General features: G+C 40.8%; 17 protein-coding genes. 2 read left to right on the forward strand and 15 right to left on the reverse strand.

The window, feature by feature from the left end:
• Window positions 1-43: 43 nt before the first annotated feature.
• The 3 genes from GQY27_RS01865 to GQY27_RS01875 form a co-directional block, all read right to left on the reverse strand.
• Window positions 44-898 carry a DUF1835 domain-containing protein gene (locus GQY27_RS01865; RefSeq protein ID WP_160031807.1) on the reverse strand — a complete coding sequence of 285 codons (855 nt, stop codon included), beginning with the start codon at window positions 896-898 and terminating at the stop codon, window positions 44-46.
• 23 nt (window positions 899-921) lie between these two features.
• Window positions 922-1,971, reverse strand: coding sequence for a DUF1835 domain-containing protein (locus tag GQY27_RS01870; protein WP_160031808.1), 1,050 nt, complete (start codon window positions 1,969-1,971; stop codon window positions 922-924).
• Between the two features lie 158 nt (window positions 1,972-2,129).
• Window positions 2,130-3,056 carry a S66 peptidase family protein gene (locus GQY27_RS01875; RefSeq protein ID WP_160031809.1) on the reverse strand — a complete coding sequence of 309 codons (927 nt, stop codon included), beginning with the start codon at window positions 3,054-3,056 and terminating at the stop codon, window positions 2,130-2,132.
• A gap of 73 nt (window positions 3,057-3,129) precedes the next feature.
• Here GQY27_RS01875 and GQY27_RS01880 point away from each other — a divergent pair, with 73 nt between their 5' ends.
• Window positions 3,130-4,440: an MFS transporter gene (locus tag GQY27_RS01880; RefSeq protein ID WP_160031810.1), complete on the forward strand. Its 1,311-nt coding sequence runs from the start codon at window positions 3,130-3,132 to the stop codon at window positions 4,438-4,440.
• 95 nt (window positions 4,441-4,535) lie between these two features.
• Here the strand turns inward: GQY27_RS01880 and GQY27_RS01885 are convergent, their stop codons facing one another.
• Both GQY27_RS01885 and GQY27_RS01890 read right to left on the reverse strand, forming a co-directional pair.
• The gene (locus GQY27_RS01885; protein WP_160031811.1) at window positions 4,536-5,381 is read right to left on the reverse strand and encodes a chemotaxis protein; all 846 of its coding nucleotides are present in this window, start codon (window positions 5,379-5,381) and stop codon (window positions 4,536-4,538) included.
• 152 nt (window positions 5,382-5,533) lie between these two features.
• The gene (locus tag GQY27_RS01890; RefSeq protein WP_160031812.1) at window positions 5,534-6,460 is read right to left on the reverse strand and encodes an AEC family transporter; all 927 of its coding nucleotides are present in this window, start codon (window positions 6,458-6,460) and stop codon (window positions 5,534-5,536) included.
• Window positions 6,461-6,605: 145 nt separating this feature from the next.
• Between GQY27_RS01890 and GQY27_RS01895 the strand changes: the two genes are divergently transcribed.
• Complete coding sequence (locus tag GQY27_RS01895; protein ID WP_160031813.1) at window positions 6,606-6,887, forward strand: YesK family protein; 282 nt, start codon at window positions 6,606-6,608, stop codon at window positions 6,885-6,887.
• A 115-nt stretch (window positions 6,888-7,002) separates the two neighbouring features.
• Here GQY27_RS01895 and treR read toward each other — a convergent pair whose 3' ends face one another.
• From treR to ureB, 10 genes are all read right to left on the reverse strand, one after another.
• A complete protein-coding gene (gene treR / locus GQY27_RS01900; protein ID WP_160032033.1) occupies window positions 7,003-7,731 on the reverse strand; it encodes a trehalose operon repressor in 729 nt (242 codons plus the stop codon).
• Window positions 7,732-7,800: 69 nt separating this feature from the next.
• Window positions 7,801-9,816 (reverse strand): PTS system trehalose-specific EIIBC component, encoded by a 2,016-nt coding sequence (gene treP / locus GQY27_RS01905; RefSeq protein WP_160031814.1) that lies wholly within the window; start codon window positions 9,814-9,816, stop codon window positions 7,801-7,803.
• Window positions 9,817-9,834: 18 nt separating this feature from the next.
• Complete coding sequence (treC, locus tag GQY27_RS01910) at window positions 9,835-11,568, reverse strand: alpha,alpha-phosphotrehalase (RefSeq protein WP_236570435.1); 1,734 nt, start codon at window positions 11,566-11,568, stop codon at window positions 9,835-9,837.
• 246 nt (window positions 11,569-11,814) lie between these two features.
• The gene (locus tag GQY27_RS01915) at window positions 11,815-12,435 is read right to left on the reverse strand and encodes a PadR family transcriptional regulator (RefSeq protein ID WP_160031815.1); all 621 of its coding nucleotides are present in this window, start codon (window positions 12,433-12,435) and stop codon (window positions 11,815-11,817) included.
• Between the two features lie 137 nt (window positions 12,436-12,572).
• On the reverse strand, window positions 12,573-13,397 hold the full coding sequence (locus GQY27_RS01920; protein WP_160031816.1) for an urease accessory protein UreD: 825 nt from the start codon (window positions 13,395-13,397) through the stop codon (window positions 12,573-12,575).
• A 1-nt stretch (window position 13,398) separates the two neighbouring features.
• Window positions 13,399-14,010 carry an urease accessory protein UreG gene (gene ureG / locus GQY27_RS01925; protein WP_160031817.1) on the reverse strand — a complete coding sequence of 204 codons (612 nt, stop codon included), beginning with the start codon at window positions 14,008-14,010 and terminating at the stop codon, window positions 13,399-13,401.
• 30 nt (window positions 14,011-14,040) lie between these two features.
• The gene (locus GQY27_RS01930; RefSeq protein WP_160031818.1) at window positions 14,041-14,727 is read right to left on the reverse strand and encodes an urease accessory protein UreF; all 687 of its coding nucleotides are present in this window, start codon (window positions 14,725-14,727) and stop codon (window positions 14,041-14,043) included.
• Entirely contained in the window at window positions 14,720-15,175 is a 456-nt protein-coding gene (gene ureE / locus GQY27_RS01935; RefSeq protein WP_160031819.1) for an urease accessory protein UreE, read from the reverse strand. Before ureE ends, GQY27_RS01930 begins: the two co-directional genes overlap by 8 nt.
• A 12-nt stretch (window positions 15,176-15,187) precedes the next feature.
• Window positions 15,188-16,900 carry an urease subunit alpha gene (ureC, locus tag GQY27_RS01940; protein WP_160031820.1) on the reverse strand — a complete coding sequence of 571 codons (1,713 nt, stop codon included), beginning with the start codon at window positions 16,898-16,900 and terminating at the stop codon, window positions 15,188-15,190.
• Entirely contained in the window at window positions 16,900-17,220 is a 321-nt protein-coding gene (gene ureB, locus GQY27_RS01945) for an urease subunit beta (protein ID WP_160031821.1), read from the reverse strand. Before ureB ends, ureC begins: the two co-directional genes overlap by 1 nt.
• Window positions 17,221-17,237: the final 17 nt, after the last annotated feature.

The raw sequence follows: 17,237 nt of genomic DNA on the forward strand, positions 1-17,237 counted from the left end.
ATTAAATGAAGCTTACCAATACAAGTGTATGCGAACGTGAGCTTTAAATTACATCCTCCATTTCCCATTTCACACGATACCGATGAAGCTGACCTGGTGCTCCTTTAAAAAGAAGCTGTTTCTCTTGAATAAGTGAACGCAGGCGATACTCTAAAAAATCTTTGCGAAGTGAGTAACCTTCTCTTTTTCTTACGACTTCACTGACTACTTTAGAAGCAGGTACATACTGATCTGGATATAAAGAAGACTGTTCTATGATTACATTCCGCAGATCTTGATCCAGTGCATCCTCTGCACATAATCTTACATGATCATTCTCCCATATCCGAAAAAGGGCAGGATCGTTTGAAATCTGCTCCCAGTCTAATACAAACGCATCTATTTCTTCTTGTGTAATCCAATTGAATTCATCCATTTTATGTAGAAACGGAATATACTCCGAAGCTTTCAGTTGTGACAAATTTACGGGATTCGTATGAATATTACCTTCCATGTTAGATTCCTTCTGGATTGGATTCACAAGCTTCATATTCATTTTCCGATCTCTAAGGAGCGAAAGTACAAACCTAACACCGATTTGATCGTGTGCATGATTCCCATGCCATAGGGTTACATTCGTATCCTCTGACAGGGATTGAATCGTCTCTACCACTCTTCCCGTTTGATGATCTGGATTGTAGGTATACAATGGCTCATAATTTGATAACCGAGCGGATAGCCAGCGAGTCCGTGTCTTCTCTCCTTCTTTAAGATGAAGCTGCTTTAGCGGTCCAAAAGCAAACCAGTCATTAAATGAAATCACTTTATGGTTATGCCTTATCTCTGCCTTGTGAAGAGCCGCTTTCAATATTCCTTGTTCTTCCATCCCGAACATGATATGTACATGCTGATTGGTCAAGGGCTGTCCACCTCTTTTTCAATTCATTTTGTCGGTTTGATATAAAAGCGATAGAGAGCAGTAGGTGCTCCTATAAAATCAAGTCTTCTCTTACCAATGAGTTCTCTTATTCGGTATTCAAAGAACATAGCATCCATGAGTTCAGGATACTGTTTCATTAAGATTCCTGCAATATGTCCTGCTTTAATGTAGTCCCCTTTCTTGTCGTTTTCATCGATGGTATCTATACTGTTATAAACCTCATTAATTACGCTCATGATTCGTTCATCATAAGCATCGATCGGCAGAAACTGAAATTCGCCCTGCCTCCAAATCCGAAGGTTCTCTTCTCTTCTTGAAAGCTGAAGCCATTCTCTAGCATATTCTTTTTTCTCTTCATCTGACAGCAAATAAGGACGCTCATCAAGAATGAGTGGCACTACTTTAATGGTGTCCATCTGTCCGAATGCCATGAGCGGCAATTCTTCTTCTCCTTCTGCAGAACTCTTTCCCTTCGCATCTTCACTCTCTACCATATGAAATGAATCTACCGCATTGATTACTCTTACTTCTGCCTGTACGTCTCGCAGGATATAGAGCATGAGTCTTAGAAAAATCTGCTCATGAGCCGTATTTCCAATCCAGATCGTAATTACTTTATCAGCAGGAATTTGCTTCAAAACAGGCTGAATGGAAGAAATATAATTATGGCGGTGGAAAAGAAAACACTCGTGACCCAGCTCATTTGTTAGCCACATCATTCTTTCCATTTCCTCTTGACGTCCCATGAGATCCGAGAGAGGTCCAATCGAGAGATTATCCTCTATACTAAACACCACATAGTTCCGTGGCACCCCTGCTTTTGATAAAGAAACTTTGAGCAAACCTTCAGCTGATGAGCTCGGGGCAATATGAATATACTTTGGAGCCCCTTCTTCTGAGAAAGAACGAACCTGCGACTTTACAAGCGCGTCACTCCACTCACTAGTTATTTTCTCAGCAAGCATCATACCGTGAGTTCCATCTTCTTCTTGCTCTGTTTTACACGCTTGCAATACAAACCCTACAAACTGCTCTAGTTCATAGGGCTTCATTAACCCAACCTCTCTTGCAAATTGATCTTTAACTCTACTCTCCCCCTTTTCGTACAGAAATCTAAGTAAATCTCTAACGGGCATTACGTTATTATCTATATAGATATGCTATGGACGCTTCTTTTTCCTTCTTCATGAGCAAAAAAGCACGAATTTAATCAAATTACAGCTGGCCTCTTCCATAGGAGTGTTTTCTTTTCTATAGAGAGTTCTGCTTCGAGACCCAGTGGAATTGCAATATTCGGGGAACAATGTCCAATATCAAAACCTGCCAGCGCAGGCCGATTTGCTTTTTTTAAGTAGTCATTTATAACTTCCTCACAAGTAAATGATGATTGATCCGTATTTGGCACACATGCATGAAAATTTCCCACAATAATACCTGAAGCCTCCGTCAGTTTTCCAGCTTGCAGTAATTGTCTCAGCATTCGGTCTATTCGGTAAGGTTCTTCCCTAATCTCTTCGATGAGCAGAAGTTTGTTCCGCGTATCAATTTCATAAGGTGTACTGAGACTCGATACGATGAGCGACAAGTTCCCGCCCACAACGGCACCGCTTGCTGTCCCCTCCACAATGGAAGTCAGTGTAGAAATCTCTTCCGTATACTCCATCACTATAGGCGAGAACAGCTGCTGAAATCCCGCTAGAGTAAGAGGATGCAGCGAACGATTGTTTAAGGATGACAGCATTGGACCATGAAAAGTAATAAGCCCCGTATTCTTATATATCGCCTGATGTAAAAAAGTGATGTCACTGAACCCCCAGAAAATTTTCGGGTTGTGCTTAATACAATCATAATCAAGCAAATCCGCAATTCGGGCTGTCCCGTACCCCCCGCGCGCACATATAATGGCCTTGATCTCTGGATTCTGAAACATATCGTTTAATTCTCTAGCCCTTTCTTCATCCGTCCCTGCTAAGTAACCATACTCACGAAATAGGCTTTGACCGATTTCCACTCTTAGACCCATTTGAGTAAAATATTCTGTACTCCTTAGCATTTCTACTGGATCTGCATAACTGGCTAGTGCGGTAATTCCTATCAGATCTCCAGGATTAAGTCTCGCTGGATAGATGATATCCATATTCCTCACCCTTTCGTAAACCTTGACTTTCCTCCTCTTCCAGTTCTTAATAGAAAAGACAGGAGGATTCTACATGACACTTATGCGCAATATCAAAGCAGAGATTACAAGCTGGCCTCGTAATATCCAGCTTTTTTTCCTTGCTAATATTCTTTATCAGATGGGTGGTGGGATGTTTTCCGTTCTCTATAATTTGTACATTCAAGATCTGGGGTTTGATGTCTCGATGAACGGCAGGGTCATTAGTATTCAGTCTATTGCTACTGCACTCCTGTTTATTCCCATCGGGCTGTTGGGAGACAAGATGAGCCGCAAACCGATCCTCATTATGGGGGCGTTGTTTAGTGGAATGACGTTTATGGGACGCTCTTTTGTGGAGGGTGAAGCCAGTATCCTCTTTCTTGCTGCTTCTTCTGGTTTATTTGCTTCCTTCTTTCAAGTACTGGCTATTCCTTTCCTAGCAGCCAATGTAACGAAAGACAACAGACTACGATTGTTTAGTATTCATGCCTCGCTTGTACTTGCAGCCCAAGTTATCGGAAGTCTTGGCGGAGGCATTCTCGCGGATGTACTGAAATCAGCAGGAATGAGCAGTATAGTAAGCTTGCAGTATGTACTTCTTACAGGCGGAATGGCTACTGTTCTTGGCACGTTACCGTTATTTTTGGTTAGAGAATCCGCTATACATAATAAGCAGCCTGCCCTGATTCCTAAACAGCTTGATCTTGACTCAGCATCAAAAATAGAAATACATAATCAAAAATCTACTGCTTCGGATTGGAAATTCATCCGTTTGTTTTTCTTTACCCAACTGTTAATCGGAACAGGTTCAGGTCTTGTCGTCCCTTACTTAAACCTATACTTTACCGACAGATTCAGTATCAGCCTTAGTCTGATGAGTATCCTAATCTCGCTTGGACAAATCATGACCATCGTATCGATGATGATTGGTCCTTCGCTCGCTAACAAAGTCGGACCGGTAAAAGCAGTCGTTATATTCCAAATTCTCTCTCTTCCATTTCTATTATTAACCGGATACACCTATTCGCTTGTTATGGCATCCGTGAGTTTTCTGTTTAGACAAGCTTTGATGAATGCAGCAAATCCTATTTTTTCTTCTCTATTAATTGATCATGTGTCTGAAAAAAGAAGAGGGATTGCTAATTCTCTCATGCAGACCGCCTTTATGATCGGATGGGCTACGATGGGCCCTGTTCAATCTTATTTTGTGACTGCCTTTGGCAGCTATAAGGGATATGCTGTTACTTTTACGATTACAGGTCTCCTCTATGTGAGTGCTTCTGCTTTCTTCTATCTCATGTTACGTGATAAACGTAAATCGATGCCGTATAGGGCTTCGTTAAACCAAGGAGCGGCTGAATAAGAATAAGAAAATAGCAGTATACAAAAAAAGCAATGACCCGGGCTTCTCTTTCAGAAACCTTGTCATTGCTTTTCCTTTTATAAATTTCTGATAAGTTATTCAGTATTAATATAACGATAGGCGACTGCAAGCCGATCTGCAATATGGTTCACGACTTTTTTATCTTTCATGTAACTGGTGTGGCATAATGGATTCCAAAAAGTAAACAGATTTCCAACATTAATATTCACATCTGCCTTAACTGCCTTCTCATAAGCCGGATCAATCTCTCGAAGGGGATAACCCAAAATATCATCTTTGTCGTAAAAGTTAACCCATTCTCCTTCCAGACCAGGATACAATTCTTCCCCTCCTAATGAAGGAACACGAATCGGTTTGCTAAAGTCACGATAACGAAGGCTCCAGAGAGGCAACGTAGTTCCGAGTGAATAAAAATGAGTCAGCGTTTCTCCCCGTTCCAGTGGAGAAGTTATATCTATAATTCCAGGAAAATGCCTTGAAGTAAACTGCAGATCGTAGAAAAAATTACTAGCAATCACAGTGCCTAAACTATGGGAAACAACGAAAAGGGGAGCCGTATTACCTATACGCTTGGATAAACGGTGGAGTGCATTACTAATGGATTGATGGACCGCGTCATAATTCTGTCCGTTCGTATCTACGGGCTGGTAGGCAACAGCATCGGCTAGATAATATACTAAATATCTTCTAAGTTTTTTGAATCGCAGTTTTTTATTCAGAACCAAATCACGATAGATCCTTTCCTCATCTTCACCAAAAACATCTCCCCAATACACAGGTTCAACATCAATATATGGATTGGAGGAAGGAGCATTCATCATACCGGCAAACGCCTTATCTAGTTTTTTCATGAACTTGAGCGCGAACTCCTTCTTCTGGAGGCCGAGACCATGGATAACAATAACCCCAATCTTTTGCATCTAGCTTCACTCCTTCCCATCTTCACACTCATAAAGACAAGATTAATGACTTGATAGCATAGCAGATGTACTGGGTATTTACGGTTCCCCTCGATTATATAAAATATGGATAAATAAGGTAAATACCTCAAGTCCTTATTATTTAAACTCAGTTAGATGTTTAAAATCGCAATCGTCCCTGTTACTGTCAGCGTACTCAGAAGTGTCGAAAAAAAGACCGTCTGAGATGAAAATTCTGGTTCATTGTCAAACTGAACAGCCAGAATCATACTGCTAAGCGAAGTCGGTACAGAGGATGATACGATAAGCGCTTTTGCAACCAGCCCATCGATTCCAAGAAGCAGCACCGTGAGTGCCGCTAATAGAGGACCCCCAATAAGTCTCATGGCGACCGAGATGGCTACGCTTAGACTCCCCTTTTTTGCAAATGTCCATTTCATAGCTCCCAGCTGTACACCAAGTGTTAGAAGTGCCATCCCGATAAAGGCAGCGTACAAATAATGAAGCGGGATTTGAATCGTACTTGGGAGCTCAACCCCGAAAATACGGAGTAAAAATGCGAGCGGAATCGCATAAATAACAGGTTGACCGGCAATGGTTCGCAAGATTGCTCTTCTATTCACCTGGTGGGCATTTACGCTGTAAATTCCATAGGTATTGGGTAAAAACGACTGAAGCATCAGGATAATTACCTGAACTCCGAGTGTTAACGGATTACCCGAAAAAGCTAGCTCATTAATAGGGAGTCCATAGTTCGCACTATTGGCAAATAATACACTGTTCCTCATCGCCGCCGGCATTCCCCCTTCGAGTCTGAGGAGTCTAATCACAAGGGAACAAAGGAGATATTGCATGAGCATAAACAGAACAAAGAAGCCCATCACTTGTCCAAACAAAGCCATTGAAATGTCCGTTGAGTATAAGAGATTAAAAACAACGGCAGGTGATAAAATATAGAAATTGATATTCGATAGTGTCTTAATATCGAGTCCTCTGGTTCGCTGGACAATGAATCCAATCGTCATGACGAAAAATAGAGGAATTACGTTATTAAGCAGGATGGATAAGAACAAAGTCATAACTGCATAAACCTCCAGATGGAAAAATTAACTATCCGTCATTATAGCATGTTTGTAAACGCATCCTTGACCTCTTATGTATAAACATTCTAAAATGGTACCACCATCGATTATTATTTATAATAAATAGAACGGGAGTGGCTTATTGGAACTCGAATTCGTTTTGCTACTAGTCGCATGTTCGATCCTCTTATCATTTTTATTCCACCGCATTGATATGACAAGGAACACGAAGAAAGACAGGAACAAAACGGTATTTGGAAGAATCTTTATTGTTTCAATTATTATCATTGTTGCTGGTCTCATCGTGGGAGCATGGAATGGGCTTCTTATTTCTGCAATTGGAGTCCATCTGCTCATTCCTTCGATTTCCGCGTTATTCATGAATTTAATTTTAAAAAAATACTCGAATAAAAGTCATAAGTAGATTCTCAAATTTTTTAAAAAAAGCCGGCACGCAAACCTGATCTGAATTGCACTCTGTTAGAACAATCTAACAACCGAAAGGTGCAATTCAATCAAAGGAATGCATGCTGGCTTTTTTAGAATGATAACGTGTTTTCTCTTCTTGCAAAATCAACAAACTGAAATTTATCCAAACGATGTCTGGATTCAGAATATTGAAACAACGTAGTATCTTCAAGATGAACATAGCCGCGAACGACTACCACATGTGTATCTTCACCAATATCCATGTACTCGTAGTCCATGCTTGTGGCACGTTCAACCGAAATCACTTTTTTAGCATAGCTGATTTTTAGATTCAGTTCTTTTTCCAAATACTCATATATGGACTGTCCAGTAATCTCCTTAGACAGATGAGGAACAACTGAAGCCAGTAAGAAATCGATATCCAGTATAATTCGTTCTCCGTCTATTTCCCTGGCTCGAACGACCCTCCATACTTTTGTATCTGCCGAGATCTGAAGCTGCTTCGAAATAAACTCCCCTGCATGAGTACATTCCGTAACATATACAAGGGTATTACTCAGCTTACCCATCCGTTCTGACATTTCTTTATAACTGACCAGCCCGCTCACAGGAAAATTATAACGATCTCTTTCAAGAACGAAGGAGCCTTTTCCTTTTACTTTATGGATGTAACCATTCTGAGCAAGTAAGTTTAAGCCTTTGCGCACCGTTTCTCGCGTGATTTCATAGTGTTGTGCCAATTCATGTTCAGAGGGCAGCTTACTTCCTGGTGCAAGAATTCCTGAGTCGATCTTTTCCGCGAAATCTTTATACAGAGTTACAAAAATATTATTCATCATCATATCACCAATCGTATTGTATCACGTTTTTATGAAAATGATTACAACTCAGATGACGCATTACTTACTTTAGTCAAAAGTTACCTTGAGGAGCGGAGCGGACGATTCAATCATGCCGCTTGCTAATTCTTCAACTGTTGGAGACGGCTGCTGTCCATCCGGAATAATAATCGGTGTAATAACAGGCAATCCGGCTTTTTCAATTGCTTCTTTATCAAACTCAAGTAATAATTGTCCCTCACTGACACTCATACCTGATTCGACATGTGCAGTAAATCCATTTCCTTTAAGGGAGACGGTGTCTATTCCCACATGGATTAACACTTGGAATCCTTCCGTATCACTTAAAATCATCGCGTGTTTCGTCTTCGTCACATGTTCTACCGTTCCTTTAAATGGAGCGTAAACCTTACCTTCCTCCGGAATAATGGCAACCCCATCCCCCATCTGTTTCTGTGCAAAAGCAGGATCGGGTACTTCAGATAACGGGATTACCTGACCGCTGAGTGGAGCCGCAATCGTCAATTTATTTCTTTTTTGTGTATTGGAGTTTACCTCATTCTGTTCAACATCCAAATTATCAGCTGCACGAACATCCACAGCTTCACCTGCTGCTGCCTGCTCATTGTTCACAACTAAACCAGATGTAGCGTTTTCAGACTTTGCCCTTTCCCTCGACATACGCAGTTTTCCGTACAGCAACGTACCGGTAAAAGAAACGACAAGAACGATTAACATACCAAGGAAAAAGACACCCCACTGATTTGGAAAGATCGAAAGAAATCCTGGAATACCGCCTACTCCGATCGAAGAAGCCAGTACATTATTCATGGCCAGCAGTACGCCGGCAATACCAGAACCGATCATACCAAAAATAAATGGGTAGCGATAACGAATGTTAACTCCGAAGATTGCAGGTTCCGTTACACCAAGAAACGCGGATACGGATGAAGTGACTGCAAGTCCTTTTGCTTTTTGATCTTTAAGAATAAACATCATCGCCAGGGCTGCCGCACCTTGAGCAATATTAGATAGAGCAAGCATCGGCCATAGGAAGGTTCCGCCTTGACTTCCAATCAGCTGAATATCTACAGCCAAGAACGTGTGATGGAACCCCGTAATAACAAGCAAGGCATACAGTCCACCATAGATTAATCCGCCAAGTGCGGAAAAAGAATCAAATATACCAACTAAACCATTTGTAATCATATTTCCGATGGAAAATGTTACAGGACCAACGACTGTAAAAGCCAGGAAACCGGTTACCAGAAGAGCTACAGGTGCTACGACGAGCAGCTTAATTGAATCATGTACTCTTTTATTAAGAAACCTTTCAATTTTAGCTAAGATGTAGGCAGAGACAAGAACAGGAAGAACTTGACCCTGATATCCAATTTTCTCTACTTCAAATCCAAATACATTCCATACCGGAACGGTTCCTTCAAGTGATGCATTTGCATAATTATAAGCACTTAATAGTTCAGGATTAACCAGAATCAGACCCAATACAATACCTAGAAGCGGACTTCCGCCAAATTGCTTAACAGCTGACCAACCAATCAATACAGGCAGGAATGAGAAAGCCGTACTTGCAATTAGATTAATGATGGAAGCTACATCTGCCCACTGCGGATACACTTCAATGAGGGATTGTTCTTCATAAAAAATCCCCGGACCAGCCAAAATATTGTTTAGCCCAAGAAGCAAACCTGCCATAACGATGGCTGGCAAAATGGGAATAAAAATATCTGCGAGCATTTTTATCGCACGCTGGAGCGGATTTTGTTTCTTACTCGCAATGGTCTTCACATCATCTTTTGATGCTCTGGACCCGCCCGTAAGTTTCATCATCTCATCATAGACCTGATCTACAAGACCCGGACCGATGATTACTTGGAACTGACCTTGTGAAGAGAAGTGCCCTTTGACAAGGGGATTCTCTTCCAAAGCTTGTGCATCTACTTTGCTTTCATCGGCGAGTGCAAAACGGAGTCTGGTCACACAGTGGGTAGCTGCTTCCATATTTTCTTTACCACCCACAGCTTTAACAATGCGTTCCACCTGTTTTTGATCTATTTTAGCCATAGCGTTTGTTCTCCCTTATTAATTAGTAGAATCTCCAGTATTCGAAATTAACCACATATGGGATGCATAAGGTGATAATTTAACGCTTGATGTCAGCTTCTTCTCGTCTTCCGTATTTGACAGAAGGAGTGCTCCATCCTTGTCAGAAAGATGATTCTCTACAAACGTTTCTGGCAATTCAAATTGAACTGTCTTATCACTAAAATTCGAAATCACAACCAGTGTCTCTTCTTCATTCATTCTTGCGTAAGCGAACACTTCTGGATGAGCGTTGTCAAGACGAGTAAACGTACCATCTGTAATCACCTTAACTTTTTTACGGAGCTCAATAAGCTTACGATAGTGATGATAGATCGAATTTGGATCTTCTACTTGCTGTTTCGCATTGATTTCTTTATATCGTTCATCGATCTTAATCCAAGGCGTTCCGCTCGTGAACCCTGCCTGATCGCTGTCATCCCATAACATTGGGATTCGTGAATTATCCCGTGATCGAACTTTTACAATATGGGACGCTTCCTCTGGTGTTTTACCGCGATCCATCAGAATTTGATACATATTCAGCGACTCAACATCTCTGAATTCTGACATGTCATTCCATACTGGATCTGGCATACCGATCTCTTCTCCCTGATAAACATACGGTGTACCCTGCATCCCATGAAGAGTCGTAGCTAACATTTTAGCGCTCTGGGTTCGGTATTCTTCATCATTTGTAAACCGGGAAAGAGCCCGCGGCTGATCATGGTTGTTCCAGAATAAAGCATTCCATCCGCCGCCTTGCTGCATACCGATCTGCCAGTGCGACAGTACACTTTTTAATTCTTCAAAATCATACGGTTTCAATTCCCATTTCTGACCATTCGGATAATCAACTTTCAAATGATGAAAATTAAATGTCATCGAGAACTCATTTTCTTCTGGATTGGAATATCGAATACACTGTTCAAGTGTTGTCGAAGACATCTCTCCAACGGTTACAATTTGATAAGGTCTAAATACCTTCTCATTTAGTTCCTTAATGTACTCGTGTACACGTGGACCATCTGTATAAAATTTGCGTCCATCTCCCGGAGCTACAGAACCATCATCATCAGGGAATCGTTGGTCTTTAGAGATCAGATTAATAACATCCAGTCTGAAACCGCTTACTCCCTTCTCAGCCCAAAACGTCAATATGTCGATGACTTCCTGCCTTACTTTCTCATTCTCCCAGTTGAGGTCCGCTTGTGTCTTATCAAACAGCGTCAAGTAATACTGCTTCGTCCCTTCATCATATTGCCATGCAGATCCTCCGAACTTTGATTGCCAGTTGTTAGGCGGTCCACCACTTGGCGCTGGATCTTTCCAAATATAATAATCTCGGTAAGGATTATCCCGTGAGGAACGTGCTTCCTTAAACCACTGATGTTCCGTTGAAGAATGATTCACAACAATATCGATCATGAGATGCATATCTCTTTTTTTCATTTCGCGAATTAACTCGTCCATATCTTCCATTGTGCCAAAAGCAGGATCAATACGGTAATAATCTGCTACATCGTAACCGTTATCATTTTGCGGCGATACATATACAGGCTGCAGCCATACCATATCAATTCCAAGACCTTTAATATAATCCAGCTTCTTAATTAAACCTTGAATATCTCCTGTTCCCTTACCGGTAGTATCACAAAAGCTCTTTGGATATACCTGATAAATGGACCCAGTCTTCCACCATTCTGAAGAAGCGTTCTTATTTCGTATATTCACTGGAATAACTCCTCCTTCGTTTTCATCCCTAACTTGTATATACAAGATATTATAGTTTCATAATAATCCTGTATATACATGTTGTCAATACACTTTTTAACGATATAACAAGAATTTAAACAATAAAAGCCCAAGTATAAGCACCCTCATGGAAAAGAATCATCACTTTCGATTCTTTTTCTAATCACAAGGTACTTTATACTTGAGCTGTATTCCATCTTCTGTAAGTAGAATCTTAGACTAGGATTAAAATTCACCGATCTCCACAATCATCGTTAGATTCTTCATTATTTTATAAAGCATAGTCGAACTGAATACTCCGAGCAGCAGCTTGCTGATGTGGGAACTTTTTAATAAACCGAGCACCCAATGACACCACGAAATTTCTTCTTTATTTAACATATGACTTCTGCAGAGGAGAATATATTTACCAAATCTCTTCGATGTGGTTGTGAGCTGTTCTTGATTTATTTCTTCTATCTCCGTCACTTGCAAAGCTACTTGCTCGTTTAATTTATTCAACCGATCTTCAATTATTCTTTTTGCGCTTTCCTCATCCTTAAGCCAAATTGCATACACTTTAATCAAAAAATCATCTCGAATAATTTGATTGCTTGCCGGTTCATGGATCCAAGATTCTAACGTTTTTCTTCCTTTCTCAGTTATCGAGTATATTTTTTTGTTTGGCTTCCCAATTTGTTCGATATGTTCATAGGACAGTAAACCTTTCTGCTCCATTTTGGTGAGAAGGGGATAAATCTGGCTGTGTTTCGCTGGCCATAACATATCTAGACAAGAAGCTAATTCATATCCTGAGCTGGGTCTTTTACTTAATACGCTCAAAATCGCATAACCAAGAGTATTCATCTGCCTCATTCCTTTTATTAATTGACTTTTAAGAAAGTGATCCTTGGATACACTTTATCTGAAACTTACATTTTATTGTAACCTGTTTTTCATTAAAAAACCCCGCAACCATTTATGATTGCAGGGTTTTGTGAGTATTAATATTTTCTTAAAAATGAAGGTGAGCTGTTAAAAAGTTCTTGGCTAATTACACGATGACACTCGGTTTGAATTCTTTCTATCGTCTGTGTTGAATTAGCTAAGATACGAATCAAGATCCCTGTGACTGGCAATAACGATAATCCAATATTATATTCTTTTGTATCTTCGTGTATAGCTTGATAGAGCCGATCCAAAAGTTCATTGTCCGCTTGTTCTCCGATCAACATCATAGAACCAAGATGCGTATAACCTTCCATGTAACCAAGAGAAGAAATGTTCTGTGAAGAAGGATTCAATTTAATATGATCATATACAGCGAGTTCATCATCTATATAGATCTCAGTCATTAACTGAAGCAGATCATAACTAAACTGAGTTCCTTCTGGAGACCATCCCGAAGTAATGATATCTGAGTAGAGAAAAGTAGAACCTTTCTCCATTCGTACTACCGTTTTTTGAACATACTTCGCATCCTGATAACCAATAAGCGGATCCGTAATATATTCAAGATAGCTGCCCTTTTTAAGCGTGAATTCGGTCTCATGATAGGCAGGTTTATTCGGAGTTCTATATATTTTAGTAGCCGATTGGGTAGTTAAAGTCATTCGGGCTTGTTCCGCCAGTGATACTTTCATCTGATAGCGGTCACCGTCTAGGAATCCGCCGCCTGGGTTCAGAATGTAATAGCACGGCTGTCCCGATTGATCATGGTAAATCGGACGCATTACTTTGAAAGCACCTTGGAAATACACATTTTTTGCGACAGTTTTTCCGTGTCTTTCTTCCGCATCTAATCGCAGAATCCCTGTCCAGTCTTCCATTCTATTCTAATCCCTTTAAGAATGCATTGTTTTTAATCCAGTCAATGACTTCATCAAGTCCTTTGTTATCCTTCAGGTTCGTAAATACGAATGGTTTGTTTCCACGGAAAATTTTAGTATCAGATTCCATCACTTCAAGGCTCGCGCCCACATAAGGTGCCAAGTCGGTTTTGTTGATAATGAACAAATCAGATTTGATCATCCCTTGTCCGCCTTTACGCGGAATTTTTTCACCTTGTGCTACGTCAATAATATAGATAGAGAAATCAACGAGTTCAGGGCTGAATGTCGCAGCTAGATTATCGCCACCGCTTTCTACGAAAATAAGCTCAACATCAGGATGTTTCTCTTTCAGTTCGTCAATAGCAGCAAAGTTCATAGAAGCATCTTCACGAATCGCTGTATGTGGACATCCGCCTGTTTCAACCCCGATAATACGATCTGCTGGAAGAACTCCATTTTGCATCAAAAATTTAGCATCTTCCTTAGTATAGATATCGTTTGTTACGACCGCCATACTAATTTCGTCCGCCATATGACGTGTCAATTTCTCAACAAGCATCGTTTTACCTGCTCCAACAGGTCCGCCAACTCCAATTTTAATAGGTTCCATTATTTAACACTTCTCTTTCTCTAATAAGATTTATGACATAAAAATACGAATATTAACACGTTCATGCTTCATTTGTGATAACTCAAGCCCCGGTGAAATAATGCCAAAATCATGTTCATCCATTAACATAATTTTCTCCGTAGCCTCTATCAAATCACCTTGAAACTGCTGTATGACTTTTTGGCCAGCCGTCTGCCCTAAAGGAATCGCACGCACAGCATTTTGAACAAGACTTGATAGAATTGAATACAAATAATATAAAATGGTTGTTGATTTGGAAACACCGAGATGATGCCCAATCATCGTAAAGACAATAGCTGGGTGCCCGAAGCATTTCTTTGTTTTGATCTGCTCCCGATAACTATTAAGAACCGGCACTTCATACATGGATCCAACAAGATTTAACATACGATCGCCCATCTTTTTCGTACCTTCTCTTGTCTCACGCGGTAAGTTTTGTACAGACAGCAGCCGATCCATTTTCCATACAGCTTCCAAGTTCTCTTCCTCTAAAGCTTCGTACACGATACGAGAAGCAAGTCCATCCGTATGGACAAGCTGTTCATATAAGTATACATGTAACCATTCAGAGAAGGTTTGCTCACTGTACACAAGATCTTCTTGAATATAGCTCTCTAGACCATAGGAATGACTGAAAGCACCTGTTGGAAAATTGGAATCACATAGTTGAAATAAGGAAAGCGTGTTTTTATCCATGACTATGTCCGATATGGCGGAATGCTTGTTTCACTTTTCTTTCTTCCCGCTCATAAGGGATTTCCAGCTGATTTAATAATTCTTCAACAAGATAATCATACTGAACAAGCATTTCATCACCTTCAAATTGGGCTGGAAGATGGCGATTTCCTAATTGATGGGCAATCGTTCCCATTTCATTCAAGCTGCGCGGACGAATGACAATGAGATCATCGGAAGTAACATCAATCATAATGATGTCTTTATCATCCATATAGAGAATATCTCCGGCGATCAGATCGCGCTGTTCTTTCAAGCGAATACCAATTTCTTTACCGTGATCTGTTTTGACACGTTGGATTCGTTTTACTAGATCAGAACTGTCTAGATACACCTTTTCAATATGGTGTTTCTCTATTTCTTCTTTAGATAAGTTTTCTATATTCGTTACGACTTTTTCAATAATCAATGTTCTCTCACCTCAGAATAAGAAATAGCGCTGACCCATAGACACGCGATCAACAGGTTCACATGTAATTAATTCTCCATTAACTCTTACCTCGTACGTTTGCGGGTCAACCGTAATTTCTGGCGTTTCGGAATTCAATTTCATATCTTTCTTTGTTAGATTGCGAATGCCGTGTACAGGAAGAATAATTTTTTCCAATCCTAATTTCTCATGAACCTTAAGGTCGTAAGCGGATTGTGAGATAAAGGTTGCAGATGTGCTGGAAAGTGCTTTTCCATACTGTGCATACATCGGACGATAAATGACCGGCTGCGGTGTAGGAATGGAAGCATTTGCGTCACCCATCAAGCTTTGAACAACCATACCATTTTTGATGATCATTTCCGGTTTTACACCAAAGAAGGCTGGAGACCAAATAACGAGATCGGCCATTTTCCCTACTTCAATAGAACCTACATATTCGGAGATCCCGTGAGTAATCGCTGGGTTAATCGTATATTTAGCAACAAATCGTTTTGCACGGTTATTATCCGACATTGCAGTGTCGCCTTGAAGCGAACCCCGTTGTTTTTTCATTTTGTCAGCAGTCTGCCATGTACGAAGGATAACTTCGCCAATACGGCCCATAGCTTGAGCATCGGAGCTGACCATACTGAACACACCCATGTCTTGCAGGATATCTTCAGCAGCAATCGTTTCACGGCGAATCCGGGAATCTGCGAAAGCAAGATCCTCAGGGATCGATGGGTTCAAATGGTGACATACCATCAGCATATCTAGATGTTCATCAATGGTATTAACTGTATAAGGTAATGTAGGATTCGTAGATGATGGAAGAACATTCATGTAGCTGGCCGACTTAATCAAATCGGGAGCATGTCCTCCGCCTGCACCTTCCGTATGATACATATGAATAACGCGGTCTTTAATGGCAGCCATGGTGTTTTCCATGAATCCACCTTCATTTAAGGTATCCGCATGAACTGCGACTTGGACATCATATTTATCTGCAACTGTCAGTGCATGATCAAGAGCTGATGCCGTAGCGCCCCAGTCTTCGTGAACTTTCAGACCAATCGCTCCTGCGCGCACTTGTTCTGCTAGAGGTTCTTCTGCAGCAGCTTGTCCTTTACCCGTGAAACCTACATTGATAGGCATGCCTTCTGCTGCTTCCAGCATACGATGCATGTTCCATTCCCCAGGAGTAACCGTCGTTGCTTTTGAACCTGCAGCAGGTCCTGTACCTCCGCCAATCAGCGTAGTCAGACCAGATGATAAAGCAGTTTCGATCTGTGCAGGGTTGATAAAGTGAACATGCGTATCGATTCCCCCAGCCGTCACGATCATTCCTTCACCGGCAATAATTTCGGTAGAAGCTCCGATCACGATGTCCACATTATCCATAACGAGTGGATTCCCTGCGTTCCCGATTCCGGAAATTTTTCCGTCTCTGATTCCGATATCCGCTTTATAAATACCGGTGTAATCCAGAATAATTGCATTGGTAATAACTACGTCAGGAATTCCATCTCCGCGTGTTACGAGAGGATGCTGCCCCATTCCATCACGGATGACTTTACCGCCGCCGAATACGACTTCATCCCCATATGATGTAAAATCTTTTTCAATCTGAATAATTAATTCTGTATCCGCAAGACGTATTGAATCTCCTGTTGTTGGTCCATACATTTGAGAATACTGAGTTCTTGGCATACGAAAACTCATTATTTAACCCCACCTTCCACGGATCCATCCGTTTTGTTATTAAATCCATACACACGGCGTTCTCCGCCAAAAGGAACGACTTCTACTACTTTTTCGTCCCCTGGTTCAAAACGAACCGCTGCACCTGCTGGAATGTTAAGATGCATACCAAAACCTTCTTCGCGATTGAACTCAAGAGCTTCGTTCACTTCAAAAAAATGAAAATGAGATCCAACTTGAACAGGACGGTCGCCTGTATTTTTCACTTTGATTTTAGAAGGTGTTTTGCCAGCGTTACAGATAATCTCTTCTTCTTTCAAAAAAATTTGTCCCGGTATCATTTCTGTATTCCTCCTAT

The organism is Paenibacillus sp. An7 (genome assembly GCF_009870785.1).
Taxonomy (GTDB): Bacteria; Bacillota; Bacilli; order Paenibacillales; family Paenibacillaceae; genus Paenibacillus.

Excerpts from the sequence above, each read along its gene's own strand:
- ureB (WP_160031821.1), bottom strand. The coding sequence starts at position 17,220 with ATGATACCGGGACAAATTTTTTTGAAAGAAGAAGAGATTATCTGTAAC.
- treP (WP_160031814.1), bottom strand. The coding sequence starts at position 9,816 with ATGGCTAAAATAGATCAAAAACAGGTGGAACGCATTGTTAAAGCTGTG.
- GQY27_RS01880 (WP_160031810.1), top strand. The coding sequence starts at position 3,130 with ATGACACTTATGCGCAATATCAAAGCAGAGATTACAAGCTGGCCTCGT.
- GQY27_RS01870 (WP_160031808.1), bottom strand. The coding sequence starts at position 1,971 with ATGAAGCCCTATGAACTAGAGCAGTTTGTAGGGTTTGTATTGCAAGCG.
- GQY27_RS01915 (WP_160031815.1), bottom strand. The coding sequence starts at position 12,435 with ATGAATACTCTTGGTTATGCGATTTTGAGCGTATTAAGTAAAAGACCC.
- treR (WP_160032033.1), bottom strand. The coding sequence starts at position 7,731 with ATGATGAATAATATTTTTGTAACTCTGTATAAAGATTTCGCGGAAAAG.
- GQY27_RS01920 (WP_160031816.1), bottom strand. The coding sequence starts at position 13,397 with ATGGAAGACTGGACAGGGATTCTGCGATTAGATGCGGAAGAAAGACAC.
- GQY27_RS01890 (WP_160031812.1), bottom strand. The coding sequence starts at position 6,460 with ATGACTTTGTTCTTATCCATCCTGCTTAATAACGTAATTCCTCTATTT.
- ureC (WP_160031820.1), bottom strand. The coding sequence starts at position 16,900 with ATGAGTTTTCGTATGCCAAGAACTCAGTATTCTCAAATGTATGGACCA.
- GQY27_RS01875 (WP_160031809.1), bottom strand. The coding sequence starts at position 3,056 with ATGGATATCATCTATCCAGCGAGACTTAATCCTGGAGATCTGATAGGA.
- ureG (WP_160031817.1), bottom strand. The coding sequence starts at position 14,010 with ATGGAACCTATTAAAATTGGAGTTGGCGGACCTGTTGGAGCAGGTAAA.
- GQY27_RS01930 (WP_160031818.1), bottom strand. The coding sequence starts at position 14,727 with ATGGATAAAAACACGCTTTCCTTATTTCAACTATGTGATTCCAATTTT.
- GQY27_RS01885 (WP_160031811.1), bottom strand. The coding sequence starts at position 5,381 with ATGCAAAAGATTGGGGTTATTGTTATCCATGGTCTCGGCCTCCAGAAG.